We start from the raw sequence: 18185 nt of genomic DNA on the forward strand, positions 1-18185 counted from the left end.
GCATACCGTATTTCGAGACTTCAGAGCCCCGTTTTCTCCAGCGGCCACTGATTGCGGAATACCTTGCCATCCGTGTCGATCGCTTCGACCTGGATTTCACCATTGCCGTGCGCCGTGAAATCGAATCGGAAATTGGGGTCTTCCGAAATCGATATTCCACCTTCCATCGAGAGGATCGGCCGGCCGGCCTGCGAGATCGACAGCTTCTGAACAAAATGCGCGGGAATGAAATACTGGGTCAGTGGATCCCGCTGCAGGCCCGAATTGTTCGGGTGGCGGATCATCAACTGCAACTCCTCTGCCTTGCTCATCGTCTCTTGGGGTGGGAACTGGCGCAACTTCATCTGCCCCATCGTCGCCATGGCCTCGTCCTGGTTCTTGACCGCAGGGGCGGAGCAGCCGCCTGACGCCTTGACGAAGGTCTGAGCCATGTGGAGTTGGCCGCCTTGAGTCTCCGCTATGGCACGCAAATAGGAATAATCGTTGACGCGCACGCGTGTCGACAGATGTGTCACCCCGGCGTCCTTGCCGATCTGGAACGTTGCCGCCACCGGCGCAGGATTGGCGTCGATGATCAAGGTCACGGATTTGATGCCGTCCGGCGCCTTGGCTGGGTCGACATAGATGTCGACAGGCACGATGGCGGCATCTTGCGCCCGCTTTGGCGCTTCGATCCTGACCACACCGGTATCGACCAGAATAGCTCGGTCGCCGAACACGTCGCCTTTCAAGTCTTCCCAGATCTTCTCCGAAGAAGCCGTTGTTTGCTGTGCGTTGGCGGCTGAGGAGACGCCGAACAGCGTACCGATGGTCAAGATGATTGCGGCCAAGAATGGTGCAAGCGACAAGGCGAACTGCCTGCTCGCGTAAGCGTGATTTTGCATTTCGATGCCTCCACCAATGCAACAGAGGTGGTGCCCAGGCTGGCGTTTAGAATATGCCTTTGACGACGCGTTGGCAAATCGCCCCACTTCATGATCTCTGGCGCATGTCGGTGTGGTCTATTCCCATTCGAGTTCAGCAAAAGCAGCCGTTGCGTTGCGCTCATTGTAGTCGTCGAACAGGTGCCATTTGCCCCGTTCGCTTCCGGCGGCGGTTTTGACGGCCTCTCGGAGCGGCGTCCCGTCGGCGATCGCCTTGCGGATATCGCGCGCCAGAATCTCGAAATAGCGCCGTTCTCCTGCCAGCGCCTGCGGCCAGTCGGCCGGCACCGGACCATGACCCGGAACGACGCGCGCGGCGCTGATCGCGGCGAGCGCATCCATCTGGCGGAGCCAGCCAAGCAGCGATCCGTCGAGCGTCGGCAAGGAGCCCATGAACACGAGATCGCCGGCAAAGAGCGTGCTGGTCTCGGGGTCGAAGACGGTCAGGTCGTTGTCGGTGTGCGCAGCCTTCCATGCCCGCAGTTCGAGCATGCGCCCCCCGAGATCGAGTTCCAGGCGATCATCGACCAGCATCGCCGGCGAAACGATCTCGACTCCGTTCATAAGCGCTTCGCCGACCTGTTCGCGATAATTGTGCAGATAGAACGCACCACGCGCCTCGAGGGCACGCGGCAAATTGCGATGGCCAACAATGGTCGCGCCGATCTCCCGGAATGCCGCATTGCCGAAAATGTGATCGGGATGCATGTGGGTGTTGATCAGGAAGCGAACCGGTTTTGCGGTTATCTTTCCGATCGCGGCGAGCAAGGCGTGCGCCTCGGTCAGGCTGCCGCCACTGTCGACGACGGCAACTGCATCGGTGCCGACGACGACCCCCAGATTGCAGATCGCACCGTCGTTGGTTGTAGTCATCAATTCATCCACGCCCTGGAAGGCGAAGACGCCGTCGGCGATTTGGCGGACCGAGAACCGCAGGCCGCCGGCCGCGGCCAAGGCGGCTCGTCCGAGGCAGCACGGCAGCAAGGCAGCACTGACGGCGGTGCAGGCAAACCCACTCACAACCCTGCGTCGTAGCCGATCAATCGACATGGGGTCCTCCGATATGCATTCGCCATCAGGGCGTTCAGGTGACGCCCGGGAACCTTTGCCGGAACGACCGCAGAAGGTCGCTCATCACCTGTGAATTGCGATGTTGCCGAGGCAACCGCACGTCGAACACGCCCAGCACATGTGCTGGTCGCGGCGCGAGCACGATGATGCGATCCGACAGCATCAGCGCCTCGCGCAGATCGTGCGTTATCATTAAGGCGGTCGTAGGCCGTGCCGACCACACCGACAGAAGCAGGTGACGAAGCCGCTCGGCGGTCTGGTGGTCGAGCGAGACAAACGGTTCGTCCAGGACAAGCATCGCCGGCTCGGTAGCGAAGGCCCTGGCAAGTGCTGCCCTGCGCGCAAGGCCGAGCGACAGTTCCGCAGGATAGAGCGAGCGCATGCCGGCGAGGCCGAGAGTTTCAAACAGACCGTCGAGGTTCTTCGTTCTCAAGCTTTTCGGCAAGGCCAGCCTGACATTCTGCTCCACCGTTCGCCACGGCAGCAAGATCGGCTCCTGGAACACGGCCGCAATGCGGTTGGAGCCTCCTTGCGGCAACTGGAAGGATCCGGAAAAATCCTTGTCCAACCCAAGCAGGATACGCAGCGTCGTGGTTTTGCCGCAGCCCGACGGTCCCAGCAAGCAGGCGAATTCGCCTTGCCGGACCTCGAAGGAAAGGTCCTGAAGCGCCGTGATCGAGACGCCTTGCGCGGACCTGAAAGTCTTTTCAGCGATATCGACCCTAAGCGGGACGACGGCGCCAACGGGTTGCATGTCGTTCAACGGGTTGCACCAGAAGAAGTTCGATGACGAGCATCACCGCCACGAAAGCCAGTGTGTAGGCAAGAATGGCGGCGACGTCGAAGAGCTGGAAATAGAGATGGATCTGGAAGCCGACGCCGTTCGACCGGCCGAGCAGTTCGACGACCAGGACGATCTTCCAGATGAGGGCGATGCCGGATCGTGACGCGGCGGCAAGATAGGGTTGCAATTGCGGCAGCAGGATGTGGCGGATGCGATCGAGAGGACCGAAGCGATAGACAGTGGCCATTTCGGCGTAGCTCGGATCAAGCGCCCTGGCGCCCTCACGCATCGTCACCACGACATTCGGGATTTTGTTCACCGCCACCGCGCCGATCGCCGCCGCCTCGTTGAGGCCGAACCAGATGTAGCCGAGGACGATGACCACCAGCGCCGGGATGTTGAGGAACAGAATTACCCATGGGTTGAAAAAGCGGTCGGCGCGACGATAGCTGCCGAGCAAAACGCCGATGACCGATCCTATGATCATCGCGACGATATATGCCGCGGCGACCCGGCCGAGGGTCGCGCCGAGATGATAGAAGAGGTCGCCGCTCGCAGCCTCCCTGAGGAGCACCTGCCAGACCTGTCCCGGCCCCGGGAGGGCACGGCTCCGCCAGACACTCGCCGCAAGGCTCCACAGCAGGCAAAGCCCGAGCAAGGAAACCGCCACGGTCAGCGCGGGCATCGGCGTTGTCGCCAAGCTGGATCGCCCGGACATGCTCGTCGGGGCACCTCGCGTGCCGTTGCTGGTTTCCGGTGCGGTCATTCCGTGCGGTCCTGCCAGAATGTGCCGGGCGCCATCTCGGGCGCGCTGCCGACCAGCTTCGCGCCACCGATCGCCGCCAGCACGTGATAGAGCTTGCCGGCGTCGGCCGCTTCCTCGGCGACCGCCCGCCTGGGGATGCCTTGGCGGTAGCGGTCGCGCAGTTTTTCCAGTTCTTTGCCTTCCGCGCGAATGATCGGCGCCAGGCGCAGCCACTCCTCGTCGGATCTGGCCAGCAGGTCCTTGGCTTGCGCGGAGGCCCTGACGAAGCCCCTGGCGGCCTCCGGGTTCTCGTTCGCCCATTGGTCGTGGAAGACGTAACCGAGTGCCGACACAGGTCCCAAGGCGCCGAGCGCACGCGCCGCATCGTTCACGCCCATCAATCGACGAAAGCCGTTGGCCTCGAGACGGGCGCAAAAATGCCAGAAATTCAGCACCGCATCGAGTTCGCCCTGCATGGCCTTTTCCGAAATCAGCGGTGGCGCGCCAAAGATGATGTCGCTGGTTGCCAACAGGTCGACCCCGTAGTCGCGTCTGGTCAGAGCCTGTATCAGGAGCCAGCTCTTGTCGAGCGGGCCGCCGGCGACGCCGATCTTCCTGTGCTTGAGGTCGGCGACCGTCCGGATCGGCGACCCCTCCTTCACCATGATCGCCCCCACAGCGGTCGAATAGGGGGCTAATGTGAGGTCGCCGCCTTCCGACCGTTGGCGCGAGACCCACAACCAGTCGGAGACGATCATGTCGATCGCACCGGCCAGCAAGGCGACGTTGGTCGCGTCCTCCCCGGCGAAATCGATGATCTCCAGATCGATCCCGTTCGCCACATCGAATTTGTGTTGCCTCAACGTGTCGAGTTCCCAACTCACGGTTCCAAACTTCAGGACACCAACGCGAATCCTGGCTGCTGCAAAGACAGGCCTTGCGGCAAGAGCAGCGACCGTGCCGAGAACCGCTAGACGCAGCGTGTTGCGCCGTGAAATCATCATGACACCTCCTCCCTGGGCTCCAGGACGTCAATCAGATCGCTCGTTCCTTGCTCGGAAAGGCGCATTTCCAGCGCATGACCTTGAGGGCCGGGTGTTCCTGAGACCATTTCGCGATCTCGCTGGGTGCAAGGAACATGCATTGGAGCAGAGAGCCGCGGCTCTCGAAATAGAGGTGTTCGTCTCGGCAATTGCCCGGATTGGTGCTGAGGCACACCGTTAATATGAGATCGACCATATCCATTTAGCACCTCTTGCGCTCCGGGACGCCTGTCTCGACTGGTCCGGCCCAATGAGGAGCCTGGACAAAATCGCCAGTTGCCGGATTCCCGAGGTGCCAGTGGAGAAACCGGATGTCTTGAAGCTACGCATTCGCCCGATAGCCGTCAACAAAGACGAATACCGGTACCCTGGGTACCCAAGCCTCTATACCTTTATACGATTGACTTTCACCGCACGCCAACTAGCTTTCCGATTCGCGCGGCGCCGCTTCACAAAGGGAAAGCGGATACTCCACTCCACCGCGTAAGGTGCATGCCAATGGATGAAAGATCGGCATGCGCAAAATCGTCCAGGGCACCCAGACGATCCATGAGGAAATGCCATGCGCGCAATCGCATTTTTCGCAGTCGTGTTTGCTGTGTCCTTCATCACAAGCCAATCCCAGGCACAGGATGCCGCGGCGGGTGAGAAGGTCTTCGCCAAATGCAAGGTCTGCCATGTCGCCGACCAGGACAAGAACAAGGTCGGCCCGTCGTTGAACGGCGTCATCGGCCGGACGGCTGGCACACACCCGGGGTTCAGTTACTCCCAAGCGATGGTCGCGGCAGGCAAGTCCGGCGTCAAATGGGACGAACCCACGCTGACGACTTACCTTCGCGATCCCAAGGCCATGGTCAAAGGAACGAAGATGGCGTTCGTCGGCCTCAAGCAGGACCAAGACATCGCCAACGTCATCGCCTATTTGAAGCAATTCTCTAAATAGCGGCGCCGCCGGCCGTTCGAACTTGCGTCCGGCCGGCGTTCGCCCCGATCAAGCACCGGCTTGCAGCCCCTGTATCGCCGCAGGCAGGTCGAAAAGGCTGTCGCAAACCTGGTCGGCGCCAAGCTCTTCAACCGGAAAATGGGTGTATCCGCCGCGCAGCAGAATGACGGGCATGCCGGCGGCGCGCGCGGCGCCTGCGTCGGCGCCACTGTCTCCGACCAGCAGCGCGTCACAGGGGTCGACTCCAAGCTGGGCGAGCGCCAGCAGCAGAGCATCGGGCGCGGGTTTCAGGCATGTCACCGCGTCTCCGCCAATGATCGCACGGAAATATTCCGTCAGTCCGAAATGCAGCAGGATCTCGCGAGTCGCCAACTGCGGTTTGTTGGTCGCCACGCCCATGGCCATTCCCTTCGCGTAGAAGTGTGTGAGAACCTCCCTGACGCCAGGCATCAGTCTTGTCAGGCCGGTCAGATGTCGGCTGTAGATCGGCGCCATGACGCGGTTGGCCTCATCGAGCGCGTTGCCGACGAGCGGCGCTCCCGACGCCGCGAAGGCCCGCTCTATCAATTTCCTGACGCCGCCACCGATCATGGCCTTGACCTGGTCCAGGCGCAACGGCGGCAGATCGCGGCTGGCCAGCAACTCGTTGACGGCGGCCGTTATATCAGGCGCCGAATCGACCAGTGTGCCGTCGAGGTCGAACAGGATCGCCTTCGGCGGTCGAAGCGACCTACCTGCGCCGACATTCATGCAGCATCCTTCCACTTGATCGAGCAGCCGATCGAGGCGATCTGGTCGAACGGACCATCGCCGGTTCGAGCAACCTGCTTCATCGCCTCGAACAGATCGCGTCGCAGCCCGAGCGGTCCGGATTCGCGTCGCGACGCGTCCAGCCGGCCGCGATATTGCAGTCTCAGTTCGCTGTTGAACCCGAAGAAATCGGGAGTGCACACCGCTGCGTAGTCGCGCGCTACGGTCTGCGCCTCGTCGTGCAGGTAAGGGAAGCTGAAGCCGTTCGTCATGGCGAAGCGCTTCATATGGTCGAAGGAATCGTCCGGGTAGGCGTCGGCATCGTTGGAGTTGATGGCGACGAAGCCGATGCCTTCGGCCTTGAGGTCATTGGCGTCGCGTACGATGCGAGAGATCACGGCCTTCACATAAGGGCAGTGATTGCAGATGAAGGCCACGACCAGGCCATTCGGGCCGGCGTGACCGAAGATGGAATGCGACGTGCCGTCGACGCCGGGCAAGACGGCATCGATGGCGGGCCAGCCGAAATCGCATACAGGTGGGACCGCAGCCATGTTCGTCTCCCCGACAAGGGTTTACGCGGCTTTCCGGATCGCGCCATCGGCCGCCTGTCTGATGGCGCCGATATTGGCACGATAGGCTGCCTCGGTGCCTCCCTTGAATACAGCCGAACCGGCGACCAGTACGTTGGCGCCAGCCGCGGTGACCAGCGGGGCGGTTTCGGCCGTGACTCCGCCGTCGATCTCGATGTCAATCGGGCGATGGCCAACCAAAGCCTTGATCCGTCTGACTTTCTCGACGACCGCTGAGATGAAAGCCTGGCCGCCGAAGCCTGGATTGACCGTCATCAGCAGCACTAGATCGAGCCGGTCGAGCACATACTCGATGACGCTCTCCGGCGTCGACGGATTGAGCGACACCCCGGCCTTCTTGCCAAGATTCCTGATCGCCTGCAATGAGCGGTCGAGATGCGGTCCAGTCTCGGCATGCACCGTGATGATGTCGCAACCGGCATCGGCGAAGGCGGCCAGATAGGGGTCGGCCGGCGCGATCATCAGATGGCAGTCGAAGACCTTGTCCGTTCGGCCACGGATCGCCTTAATCACCGGCGGACCGAAGGTGATGTTGGGCACGAAATGCCCGTCCATCACGTCGAGATGGATCCAGTCGGCGCCCGCCTGAACGACAGCTTCGACCTCGTCGCCGAGCCGCGAGAAATCCGCGGAAAGCACGGAGGGCGCGATGATTGTCCTGGTGACCATGGTCGTCGTCTCCAATTTCTGTCTTCCGTGTCGGGTCGCCGCCCGCCAGCCGGCTTCGCCCTCAGCGCGTCTTCGTCTCCGGTTCGCCTTCGAGCTTCCCTTCCGCGAATACGCGGCTGCCGCGGATATCGGATTCCTCGATGGTAATAAGGTCTGCCTTGGTCAGGGCACGGCTTCGCGATGCGAAAAGCCGATTGGCCTGGCGAAGCCGCGCCCGGTCCAGCCCATTGCGCACCGAGCGCGCGTTGGAGAAATGCGGCAGCCTCATTCGGATTGGAAGATACTCTTCGAGGGCCTGGGCGGCCGCTTCGCTGAGGCGGTAATTTTGCTCTGCAAGCATGATCTCGGCGATCGATTTCAGCTCACTGACGCCGTAGTCGGGAAAATCGAGGTGGTGGGCGATGCGCGAACGCATGCCGGGATTGCTGTCGAAGAAACGATCCATCTTGTCCTTGTAGCCGGCAAGGATCACGACCAGGTCGTCACGATTGTTTTCCATGCATTGCAGCAGGATCTCGATCGATTCCTGGCCGTAGTCGCGTTCGTTCTCGGGCTTGTAGAGATAATAGGCCTCGTCGATGAAAAGCACGCCGCCCATGGCGCGCTTGATCACGTCGCGCGTCTTGGGTGCGGTGTGGCCCACATACTGGCCGACGAGATCGTCGCGTGTCACCGCGACTATGTGCCCCTCCCGGATATAGCCGAGGCGATGCAGGATTTCGGCCATCCTCAGCGCCACGGTGGTCTTGCCCGTGCCGGGATTTCCCGTAAAGTTCATATGTAGCGTTGGTGCGCCCGAGGTCAGACCGAACTTGCGGCGAAGCCGGTCGACCAGGAGAAGAGCCGCGATCTCGCGGATGCGGTTCTTGATTGGCTTCAGGCCAATGAGTTCGCGATCGAGCTTGTCCATCACCTCGTCGATGTTGGACGCTTCGAACTCGGCCTGCAGATCAACCGATTCGTCCTGCGCGCCAGCGCCCTTTGCTATCGTGTCCAGCATGGCTCAGCTAGCTCCGCTCGCCCTCGGGCCTGTCGGTCGCATAAGGCACGATCGAATAACCCTGGCTGCGGCCGTCACGCTCCTGGCGCAGCAGCCGGAACCCGGGTTCGCTGGGTGGCCGGTTGACGATGAACGACATGCGCGGCGCTTCCCATCCCTTGGTCGAATCGAAGGCGGTTACCCGGACATACATGTTCGGACAGGCTTTCCGGCAAGCGTTGACTTCGAGCAGGATGCCCGCCGGGTCTCTCAAATCGAACATCGGGTTGCCGTACATTTCCCAATAGGTGTTTCGCGGATGCGGATCGTCCGTGTACTCGACGCTGACGGCCCAGTGGTTCTTCAGCGCATATTTGATCTGCGCCGAAATCTGCTCATCGGTCAGGTCGGGCAGGAACGAGAACTGTCCCTGCGTGACCTTGTTTCCCGGATTGGTCATCATGGCGACGGTTCCTTTCTTCTAGAAGCTGGGCGTTGCGGTTGGCACGAAGTCGGCCGTGTCGGTCGATTCATAGTTGAAGGTGACATCCTTCCAGGTCTCCAGGGCAGCCTTCAGCGGGGTGCACCATTTGGCCGCCTGTTCGAGGATTTTGGTTCCTTCGCGCAAATAATCGCGTCCCTCGTTGCGGGCCAGGATCATCGCTTCCAATGCAACGCGATTGGCCGTCGCGCCTGCCTGGATGCCGTCGGGATGGCCGATCGTGCCGCCACCGAACTGCAAGATGACGTCCTCGCCGAGATAATGGATCAACTGGTGCATCTGGCCGGCATGGATACCGCCCGAGGCGACGGGCATCACCTTGTTGAGCGAGGCCCAGTCCTGATCGAAGAACAGCCCGGTTTCGAGGTTCTGCGGCGTGCGTTCCTCGCGCAGCGTGTCATAAAACCCCTTGATCATGAGCGGGTCGCCTTCCAGCTTGCCGACCACAGTGCCGGCGTGGATATGGTCGACGCCGGCCATGCGCATCCATTTGCAGATGACGCGAAAATTCATGCCGTGGTTCTTCTGGCGCGAATAGGTTGAGTTGCCGGCGCGGTGCAGGTGCAGGATCATGTCGTTGCGGCGTGCCCACTTGGCCATCGACTGGATCGCCGTGTAGCCGATGACGAGGTCGATCATGATGATGCAGGAGCCAAGCTGTTTGGCGAATTCGGCGCGCTCATACATCTCCTCCATCGTGCCGGCGGTGACGTTGAGATAATGGCCCTTGACCTCGCCGGTGGCAGCTGAAGCCTTGTTCACCGCCTCCATGCAGTAGAGGAAGCGGTCGCGCCAGTGCATGAAGGGTTGCGAGTTGATGTTCTCGTCGTCCTTGACGAAGTCGAGGCCACCCTTCAGCGCCTCGTAAACGACGCGGCCATAGTTGCGGCCTGACAGGCCGAGCTTCGGCTTCGTCGTCGCGCCGAGCAGCGGACGGCCAAACTTGTCGAGCCGCTCACGCTCCACCACGATGCCGGTTGCGGGTCCCTGGAAGGTTTTGAGATACGCGACCGGGATACGCATGTCTTCCAGTCGCAGCGCCTTGACCGCCTTGAAGCCGAACACGTTGCCGATGATCGATGCGGTCAGGTTGGCGATCGAGCCCGGCTCGAACAGGTCGAGGTCGTAGGCGATGTAGGCGAAGTACTGTTGCTCGGTCTTGGTGCCGGGACCGGTGTTTGGAACCGGCTCGGATCTGAACGCCTTGGCGCGGTAGAGCTCGCACGCTGTCAGCCTGTCGGTCCACACCACGGTCCACGTCGCGGTTGAGGATTCACCGGCGATGGCGGCCGCTGCCTCCTCGTGGTCGACGCCGGGTTGCGGCGTGATCCGGAACATGGCGATCAGATCGGTCTCCTTGGGCCTGTAGTCCGGCTCCCAGTAGCCCATCTTCTTGTAAGGGATGACCCCTGACTTGTAGCGTTCCTTGCCTTCCTTGAGCGTACCCGCTGGCAGCATATCGATCTTGTTCATGACAGGTCTCCTGTTTGTTGCTCAGGCGGCTTTCGCGGTTGCGATATGGGGCGCGAGTTTTCCCGCGGCATAGCGTTTGGCCATCTCGTCCATGGCGATGACCTTGATCTTCGAGGCGTTGGACGCCGTGCCGAAACGCTCGAAGCGGTCTCGGCAAAGATCGTGCAAGGCGTCCATGGCGGGCTTCAGGAATTTTCGGGGATCGAACTCGCGCGGATTCTCCGTCGCGACGCGGCGGAACTGCCCGGCCATGGCCATGCGGCAATCGGTGTCGATGTTGACCTTGCGCACGCCGTAGCGGATGCCGCGCTCGATCTCCTCCACCGGGACGCCAAAGGTCTGGGGCATCTCGCCGCCATATTTGTTGATGATGTCCTGCAGTTCCTGTGGCACGGAGGAAGAGCCATGCATGACCAGATGCGTGTTGGGTAGCTTCTCGTGGATCGCCTCGATCACCTGCATGGCCAGTATGTCGCCGTCCGGCTTGCGGGTAAATTTGTAAGCGCCGTGCGAGGTGCCGCAGGCGATCGCCAGCGCGTCCACCTGGGTTGCGGCCACGAAGTCGACCGCCTGATCGGGATCGGTCAAGAGTTGGTCGTGGGAGAGCGCGCCCTCGGCGCCGTGGCCATCCTCGGCCTCGCCCTGGCCGGTTTCCAGCGATCCGAGCACGCCCAGTTCGCCTTCGACGGAAGCCCCGACCCAATGCGCCATGCGTGTGACTCGTTCGGTTACGGCGACGTTGTAGGCATAGCTTGCCGGCGTCTTGGCATCTGCCATCAGGGATCCGTCCATCATCACCGAGGTGAAGCCGTGGCGGATCGCGGAAAGGCAGGTGGCCTCGTCGTTGCCGTGGTCCTGATGGATGCACAGCGGAATGGTCGGATGCATTTCAATCAATGCCTCCATCATTTTGGCCAGCATGACGTCGTTGGCGTAGGACCGGGCCCCACGTGAGGCCTGGATGATGACAGGCGCGTCGCAGGCTTTGGCCGCTTCCATGATTGCGAGGCCCTGTTCCATGTTGTTGATGTTGAATGCAGGGACGCCGTAGCCGTGCTCGGCGGCATGGTCGAGAAGCTGGCGAAGGGTGATGCGGGCCATTGTGGGTCCTCCTAGATGATGAGCTTCAGCGCCGCCGCAGCAACCGCTTCGGACGTTATGTTGAAATGCCGGTACAGATCGGGGGCAGGGGCGCTGGCGCCGAAACCGGCCATGCCGACGACAGCGCCCGTCTCGCCGACCCAGCGGTCCCAGCCCAGCCGGGCCGCCGCTTCGACCGCGACGCGCGGCGCGGAGCCGAGAACGGCCTTGCGGGCGGCGCTTTCCTGCTCCTCGAAAAGCTCCCAGCATGGCATCGAGACGACCGCGGCGGCGACGCCATGCTCGGTCTCCAGCCTTTCGGCGGCGGCAACCGCGATCTCGACCTCCGAGCCGGTTGCGATCAGGGTGACGGCACGGTGCCTGGCTGGCTCGCGCAGGATGTATGCGCCCTGGCTGGAGCGGTTCGCGTCGCTGTGCGCCTCACGCAGCATCGGCAGGTTCTGGCGCGACAGCACCAGCACGCTCGGCCGATCCCTGCTCTTCAGCGCAAGTTCCCAGCATTCCGCCGTTTCGATGATATCCGCTGGGCGAAAGACATTGAGGTTCGGCGTGGCACGCAGCATCGCCAGGTGTTCGACCGGCTGATGCGTCGGGCCATCCTCGCCGAGGCCGATGGAATCATGCGTCATCACGTAGATGACGCGCTGGCCCATGAGCGAGGAGAGCCGTATCGCACCACGCGCATAGTCCGCGAAGCAGAGGAACGTACCGCCATAGGGCACGAAGCCTCCATGCAATGCGATGCCGTTCATGGCGGCGGCCATGCCGTGTTCACGAATGCCGTAGTGAATATAGCGGCCGGCATAGTCGCTCGGCGCAATGCGGTTCATGCCCTTGGTGATCGTCAGATTCGAGTGCGTCAGATCGGCCGAGCCGCCGACGGTCAATTCCGTGGCGCCGTTGATGACCTCCAGCGCCATTTCGGAAGCTTTTCGCGTTGCCACCTTGGTTGCCTTCTCGACATGCTCTCGGCGAAAGGCATCGAGCGCTTCGAAGACCGCGTCGGGCAGTCTGGCGGCGACCGCGTTCTCGAGGGCCTCTCGCTGCGGCGAGGCGGCAAGCCGCTGCTCCCACGCGCCCCGCATCGCTTCGCCGCGGCCGGCAATTTCGCGCCAGGCGAAAAGCACGTCGTCCGGCACCTCGAACGGCGCGAAGGTCCAGCCGATGTTCTCGCGGGTCGCGGCGATCTCTGCCTCGCCCAGCGGCGCGCCATGCGTCTTCTCCGAGCCGCCGAGGTTGGGGGCGCCCTTGCCGATCATTGTGCGGCAGGCAATCAGCGACGGTCGATCTGACTGCCGCGCCGCCTCGATAGCCACGGCGACGGCTTCCATGTCGTGGCCGGAGACCGTTTGGACATCCCAGCCGGCGGCTTTGAAGCGCGCCGGCTGGTCCATCGACGTGGACAGGGAGGTTGGCCCGTCAATGGAGATCGCATTGTCGTCCCAGAAGACGATCAGGCGGGAAAGCTTCAGGTGGCCGGCGAGGTCGATCGCCTCGTGGCTGATGCCTTCCTGCAGGCAGCCGTCGCCTGCAATCACATAGGTATGATGGTTGACCAGATCGGCACCGTAGCGGGCAGCAAGCATGCGCTCCGCCAGCGCCATTCCGACCGCCGTGGAAATGCCTTGTCCGAGCGGGCCGGTGGTGGTCTCGACACCAAGCGCGTGGCCATATTCGGGATGTCCGGCCGTGCGGCTGCCCAGTTGCCGAAACCGCTGCAACTCCTCGATCTGCATGTCTTCATAGCCGAGCAGATAGTGCAGCGCGTATTGCAGCATCGAGCCATGGCCGGCTGAAAGCACGAAACGGTCACGGTCGGGCCAGCCCGGCCTGGAAGGATCGATATTGATGAAGCGGTTGAACAGCACCGTTGCGACATCGGCCATGCCCATCGGCATGCCGGGGTGTCCCGAATTCGCTTTTTGGACGCTGTCCATCGCCAGCACGCGAATGGCGTTCGCCATGTCGAGCTCCGAGACGACGGCGGCGGCGGCAGCCTTTAGTGCTGTTTGGCTGGTCATGGCGTCCTCCTCACGACACACGGCTCTTGCGTTCGATCAATTGCAGGATGAGCGGCGTCAGGATTAGCTGCATGGCAAGGTCGAGCTTGTTGCCTGGCACCACGATGGAATTTGGCCGCGACATGAACGAGTCGTGGATCATCGACAGCAGATAGGGAAAATCGATGCCGCGCGGATTGGCGAAGCGGATAACCAGCATCGATTCGTCAGGCGTCGGAATCCAGCGCGCGATGAAGGGGTTGGACGTATCGACAATCGGCACGCGCTGGAAATTGATGGCGGTCTGCGAGAATTGCGGGACAATGTAGCGGACATAGTCGGGCATCCGGCGCAGGATCACGTCCATCACCGCCTCGGTGGAATAGCCGCGTGTCGAACGATCGCGATGGATCTTCTGGATCCATTCGAGATTGATGACCGGCACGACGCCGATCTTGAGATCCGCATGCTTCGCCAAATTGATCGTGTCGGTGACGACACAGCCGTGCAGCCCCTCGTAGAAGAGCAGGTCGCTGGGACCGAACTCGCGCCATTCGGTAAAGCTTCCCGGTGGCGTGCCGTACTGCTTTTCCTCTTCCTCGTCATGGATGTAGGTGCGGGTTCTTCCGGATCCCCGGCGGCCGTATTCCGCGAACACCTCTTCGAGAATCCCGAGTTCGTTGGCCGCGGCATGGAAGTGGGTGAAGTTCGGATTGCCGGCCTTCTCCTCTTCGGCCACCTTTGCCTTCATCGCGGCGCGGTCGTAGCGGTGGAATGCGTCGCCTTCGATGAACGCGGCCTCGATGTTCTCGCGCCGGAAGATCAGCTCGAAGATACGCTTGACCGAAGTGGTGCCGGCGCCCGACGAGCCGGTGATGGTGATGATGGGGTGCTTGGCTGACATGGTGCTGCTCAGGCTCTGAAGAGGCCACGGCGGCTGAACAGCGGCGCTCGTTCGCCGATGTTGCTCGGCTCGGTGTGGTAGCGGGTGACGCGCGCGACCTCCCGCGCCGACCCGAAGACCATCGGCACGCGCTGGTGCAGGCTGTCGGGTTCGATGTCCAGGATGCGGTTGATCGTATCGGTGGCCGCACCGGCAGCCTGTTCTATGAGATAGGCAATCGGGTTGGCCTCGTAGACCAGGCGCAGCCGTCCCTGACCGTAGCCCTTGCGCCGGTCGCCGGGGTAGAGAAACACGCCGCCGCGCATCAATATGCGGTAGCAGTCGGCGACCAGGGAGGCGATCCAGCGCATGTTGAAATCCTTCTCTCGCGGTCCTTCGGTGCCCTCCAGGCAGTCGTCGACATAGAGCCGCACGGCCTCGTCCCAGTGCCGGTAGTTGGCGGCGTTGATGGCGAACTCCTGGGTGCGTTGCGGAATGATCCGGCTCTCGTAGGCCTGGACGAAGGTGCCGAGCCTGGCCGACAGGACGAAGATATGCGTACCGCTGCCGAGCGACAGGACGAGCGCCAACTGCGGCCCATAGATGAAGAAACCGGCGCCTAGCTGATTCACGCCCGCCTGCAAAAAAGAGGCGGCCGGATCGGCATCCGGCGCGCCAGTTGCGGGCAGGAGCGAGAAGATCGTTCCGATCGACACGTTGGTGTCGATGTTGGAAGAGCCGTCGAGCGGGTCGATGGCAATGGCGAGTGGTGCTTGCCTGTCGAGCAGGACCGGCTGCTCCAGCTCCTCGGAAGCGTAGAGCGCGACCGGAGCGTGGCGCATGGCGTCGAGGAAGATGTCGTCGGAGAAGACGTCGAGATCCTTCTGGACATCGCCGTCGGCGTTGGCGCCACGAGTCCCGGCAAAGGCGGCGCCGAGCACACCTTGATTGATGGTATTGCGGATCTTGCTGGCGGCCTGTGTCAGCTGACGGACAGTCGTTACGACCGCGGAGCGAAGTTCGTCCGGCTGGCCGAGATAGGAGTTCAGAAAAGCGTCGAGCGTTGCCGCTGGCATCGTAACCTCCCGATCCAGCCGCGTCTCCTCGGATCGGCTGGATCGGGGGAATGAAAACAAACGACAATTGATAAGTAAAATTCAATAACTTTACGTTGGTACTAAAAATAATTTAGTATGAGACATGAGAAACCTCACGCTCAAGCATTTCAAGACCATCCAGGCCATCATCAGGCACGGAAAAATTGTGAGTGCGGCCAAGGCGTTAGGTCTGTCTCCTTCAGCACTGACAATTCAGTTGCGGCAAATGGAGGAAGAATTCCAACTGGCTCTGTTCGACCGGACGTCGGACGGCATGCGTCCCACTGCCGCAGGTTTGGCCGTCGTTGAGGCAGCGCAAGCTATCGAGGAGCATCTCGGTCTGCTCGAAGACAAGATCGACGCCATCAAGGGCGTTCGTACGGGTAGCTTGAGGCTCGGCGTCGTTTCCACCGCCAAGTATTTCGCGCCGCGGTTGATGGCTGCGTTCATGAAGGAACATCCCGACATCGACATGCGGCTTGCCATCGGCAATCGTGCCCAGACGATCGACAACCTCAAGAATCACGACATCGACATCGCGCTGATGGGGCGCCCGGCGAAAGAGGTCCCGGTGCGTGCTTCGGTCTTCGGCGACCACCCGCTGGTCATCATCGCACCGCCCGAACACCCGCTGGCGGCGGCACGCGATATCTCCAAGGAGCGCATTGCCGAGGAGCATTTCCTTATTCGCGAGCCCGGCTCCGGAACCCGCATCTCGCTGGAAATATTCCTGAGCGACGTGCCTGGCCGCATCGATGAACTCGGCGTCGAGATGGGCTCGAACGAAACGATCAAGCAGGCGGTGATGGCTGGTCTGGGCATCGCCTTCATTTCTGCCCACACGATCGCCGCGGAAACCGAAGCTGGCCGGCTCGTCATCCTCGACGTTGTCGGCATGCCGATCCGCCGACAGTGGTTCTCGGTGATACGAACCGATCACGCAATCTCGCCGGCCATGGCTACGTTCAACGACTTCCTGATGCGCAAGGGCGCGATGTATCTGCCCCTGTTCGGTAAGCTTTATCCCGATTCCTGAGCGGGATGACCGACGGATGGCGTTCGGAATCGACCGGAGCGAGACGCCGGACGTGTCGCCTGCCAAGAGACGTGAAATCCGTCGCAAGGTCGACTGAAGGTCTATTTCTTCCGACCGAGCGTTTCCGAGACGGTCCTGGACAATTGATAGAGCCGCTGCTCGATTATCGTCGGCACGTCGCAGACATAGGTCAGCGACTGGACACGTTCGTTGAAAATGCGCGTCGCGAAATTCAACTGGTCGGTTCGCCGTTCGACTTCGTCCGGATCGGCGTCGGCTTTGGCACGTAGGGCGTCGACGTCGGATGCTTCCTTGCGCAATTCAGCCGCCATTTCGAGCTGTTTGTGGGCATAGCGGGAAATGCCGGAAATCACGTGCGAACGCTCGGCGTCCATGTGATCGAACATTCCCTGCACCAGCATCGCCATCTTTGGTGCGACCTGCTCCGCCGGCAGAGAAGCCACGAAGTCCTTGATCTCCTTCTGGGCTTCGGCAATCGGCGTCCGTCGGGCCGCCACCGCCTCGACCAGCGCGGAGACGCCCGAATCCTTCGACCAATCCTTCGCCGCCGGGGGAAGCTCCGGCCCATTCCAGATCTGGCCGAGCGAGAGCTGCGGCACCTTGCGCTGCATGCAAGGCCAGTCGGGATCGGTGTTTGCCGCCCTGGCGTCCATCGGGACAAGCATGGCGACCAGAACCAGGGTGTGCACAAGTCTCATTCGCGCCATCAGCCGTTTCCTCCCGTGTCCTGTTTGCGGGTCATCAGGCCGCGCGAAGGATCGTACGCAATGATGGCGCCGCCCAGAAACAACAGCGTGCAACCGGCGACGACGCCCAGCGACAGCCAGTCGATCTGCCCATAGAAGGCGAAGCGGATCAGTTCGACGGCATAGGTGAACGGATTGGCGAGGCAGATCTTGTAGAGCAGGGGGCTTGCCTCCTGGATACGCCACAAAGGATACAGCGCCGGCGACGCGAAATAGCCTGGAAAGATGACGAAGTTCATGATGCCGGCGAAGTTTTCGAGCTGCTTGATCATGGACGACAAAAGCATGCCGAGCGCGCAAAGCATCATGCCCGACAGAAACAGTGCCGGCAGCACGTAGAGATAGCCGAGCGGCGGCGCCCTGACGCCCCACAACCAGGCGACGATCAGAAATGCGTAGACTTGCACGATCGATACGGCCACGCCGGCCAACATCTTCGACACCAGCAGGAACCAGCGCGGAAATGGGCTGACCAGCAGGATGCGCATGTTGCCCATCTCGCGGTCGTAGACCATCGACAGTGAAGACTGCATGCCGGAAAACAGCAGGATCATGCCGCACAGACCCGGAGTGATGTAGACCTCGTAGAGCACATAGGTCTTGTAAGGAGGGATGATCGACACGCCGAGCACCTGGCGGAAGCCGGCGGCGAAGATGAACAGCCAGACGAGCGGCCGCACCAGTGAGGAAATGAACCGTTCGCGTTGGTGCAGGAAGCGCAGGCACTCGCGCAGGACGATGCCTTTCAGGCAAATGAGATAGTGGCGGAGGCCGAATGGTTCAGACCCTACCGGTTTGATGCTGACAACTTTTCCGGGCATCGCAG

20 protein-coding genes are annotated in these 18185 nt (G+C 61.7%); 2 read left to right on the forward strand and 18 right to left on the reverse strand.

Annotated features, from left to right (window positions below; genetic code table 11):
* Positions 1-20: 20 nt before the first annotated feature.
* The 6 genes from FJ986_RS04725 to FJ986_RS04750 all read right to left on the reverse strand — a co-directional run bounded on the left by FJ986_RS04725 (position 21) and on the right by FJ986_RS04750 (position 4768).
* Positions 21-884 (reverse strand): quinoprotein dehydrogenase-associated SoxYZ-like carrier, encoded by an 864-nt coding sequence (locus FJ986_RS04725; protein ID WP_140515257.1) that lies wholly within the window; start codon positions 882-884, stop codon positions 21-23.
* Positions 885-1001: 117 nt separating this feature from the next.
* Positions 1002-1973, reverse strand: coding sequence for a quinoprotein relay system zinc metallohydrolase 2 (locus tag FJ986_RS04730; RefSeq protein ID WP_140623864.1), 972 nt, complete (start codon positions 1971-1973; stop codon positions 1002-1004).
* Between the two features lie 34 nt (positions 1974-2007).
* Positions 2008-2748, reverse strand: coding sequence for an ATP-binding cassette domain-containing protein (locus FJ986_RS04735; RefSeq protein ID WP_140498534.1), 741 nt, complete (start codon positions 2746-2748; stop codon positions 2008-2010).
* Positions 2717-3463 (reverse strand): ABC transporter permease, encoded by a 747-nt coding sequence (locus tag FJ986_RS04740; RefSeq protein ID WP_224519073.1) that lies wholly within the window; start codon positions 3461-3463, stop codon positions 2717-2719. Before FJ986_RS04740 ends, FJ986_RS04735 begins: the two co-directional genes overlap by 32 nt.
* A 77-nt stretch (positions 3464-3540) precedes the next feature.
* The gene (locus tag FJ986_RS04745) at positions 3541-4527 is read right to left on the reverse strand and encodes an ABC transporter substrate-binding protein (RefSeq protein ID WP_140498234.1); all 987 of its coding nucleotides are present in this window, start codon (positions 4525-4527) and stop codon (positions 3541-3543) included.
* Positions 4528-4558: 31 nt separating this feature from the next.
* A complete protein-coding gene (locus tag FJ986_RS04750) occupies positions 4559-4768 on the reverse strand; it encodes a hypothetical protein (RefSeq protein ID WP_140498232.1) in 210 nt (69 codons plus the stop codon).
* Between the two features lie 360 nt (positions 4769-5128).
* Between FJ986_RS04750 and FJ986_RS04755 the strand changes: the two genes are divergently transcribed.
* Complete coding sequence (locus FJ986_RS04755; protein ID WP_140498230.1) at positions 5129-5509, forward strand: cytochrome c family protein; 381 nt, start codon at positions 5129-5131, stop codon at positions 5507-5509.
* 48 nt (positions 5510-5557) lie between these two features.
* Here the strand turns inward: FJ986_RS04755 and gph are convergent, their stop codons facing one another.
* The 10 genes from gph to FJ986_RS04805 form a co-directional block, all read right to left on the reverse strand.
* Complete coding sequence (gene gph, locus FJ986_RS04760; RefSeq protein ID WP_140566588.1) at positions 5558-6259, reverse strand: phosphoglycolate phosphatase; 702 nt, start codon at positions 6257-6259, stop codon at positions 5558-5560.
* Positions 6256-6813 carry a thioredoxin family protein gene (locus tag FJ986_RS04765; protein ID WP_140560475.1) on the reverse strand — a complete coding sequence of 186 codons (558 nt, stop codon included), beginning with the start codon at positions 6811-6813 and terminating at the stop codon, positions 6256-6258. Before FJ986_RS04765 ends, gph begins: the two co-directional genes overlap by 4 nt.
* A 21-nt stretch (positions 6814-6834) precedes the next feature.
* On the reverse strand, positions 6835-7521 hold the full coding sequence (rpe, locus tag FJ986_RS04770; protein WP_140560476.1) for a ribulose-phosphate 3-epimerase: 687 nt from the start codon (positions 7519-7521) through the stop codon (positions 6835-6837).
* 61 nt (positions 7522-7582) lie between these two features.
* On the reverse strand, positions 7583-8521 hold the full coding sequence (gene cbbX / locus FJ986_RS04775) for a CbbX protein (RefSeq protein ID WP_140560477.1): 939 nt from the start codon (positions 8519-8521) through the stop codon (positions 7583-7585).
* Between the two features lie 7 nt (positions 8522-8528).
* Positions 8529-8963, reverse strand: coding sequence for a ribulose bisphosphate carboxylase small subunit (locus FJ986_RS04780; RefSeq protein ID WP_140498220.1), 435 nt, complete (start codon positions 8961-8963; stop codon positions 8529-8531).
* Positions 8964-8981: 18 nt separating this feature from the next.
* Positions 8982-10475, reverse strand: a complete 1494-nt coding sequence (locus FJ986_RS04785) for a ribulose-bisphosphate carboxylase large subunit (RefSeq protein ID WP_140498217.1) — start codon at positions 10473-10475, stop codon at positions 8982-8984.
* Positions 10476-10496: 21 nt separating this feature from the next.
* Complete coding sequence (gene fba, locus FJ986_RS04790) at positions 10497-11576, reverse strand: class II fructose-bisphosphate aldolase (protein WP_140673537.1); 1080 nt, start codon at positions 11574-11576, stop codon at positions 10497-10499.
* 11 nt (positions 11577-11587) lie between these two features.
* Entirely contained in the window at positions 11588-13597 is a 2010-nt protein-coding gene (tkt, locus tag FJ986_RS04795) for a transketolase (RefSeq protein ID WP_140673539.1), read from the reverse strand.
* A 10-nt stretch (positions 13598-13607) separates the two neighbouring features.
* A complete protein-coding gene (locus FJ986_RS04800; protein WP_140498210.1) occupies positions 13608-14480 on the reverse strand; it encodes a phosphoribulokinase in 873 nt (290 codons plus the stop codon).
* Between the two features lie 8 nt (positions 14481-14488).
* Positions 14489-15535 (reverse strand): class 1 fructose-bisphosphatase, encoded by a 1047-nt coding sequence (locus FJ986_RS04805; protein ID WP_140515144.1) that lies wholly within the window; start codon positions 15533-15535, stop codon positions 14489-14491.
* Positions 15536-15659: 124 nt separating this feature from the next.
* On the opposite strand from FJ986_RS04805, the gene FJ986_RS04810 reads away from it, so the two are divergent.
* A complete protein-coding gene (locus FJ986_RS04810; protein WP_140498205.1) occupies positions 15660-16592 on the forward strand; it encodes a LysR family transcriptional regulator in 933 nt (310 codons plus the stop codon).
* A 101-nt stretch (positions 16593-16693) separates the two neighbouring features.
* Here the strand turns inward: FJ986_RS04810 and FJ986_RS04815 are convergent, their stop codons facing one another.
* Positions 16694-17320 (reverse strand): hypothetical protein, encoded by a 627-nt coding sequence (locus tag FJ986_RS04815; protein WP_140524706.1) that lies wholly within the window; start codon positions 17318-17320, stop codon positions 16694-16696.
* Positions 17320-18180, reverse strand: coding sequence for an ABC transporter permease (locus tag FJ986_RS04820; protein WP_181167204.1), 861 nt, complete (start codon positions 18178-18180; stop codon positions 17320-17322). Before FJ986_RS04820 ends, FJ986_RS04815 begins: the two co-directional genes overlap by 1 nt.
* Positions 18181-18185 lie beyond the last annotated feature (5 nt).

This window comes from Mesorhizobium sp. B1-1-1, assembly GCF_006442955.1.
Taxonomy (GTDB): Bacteria; Pseudomonadota; Alphaproteobacteria; order Rhizobiales; family Rhizobiaceae; genus Mesorhizobium.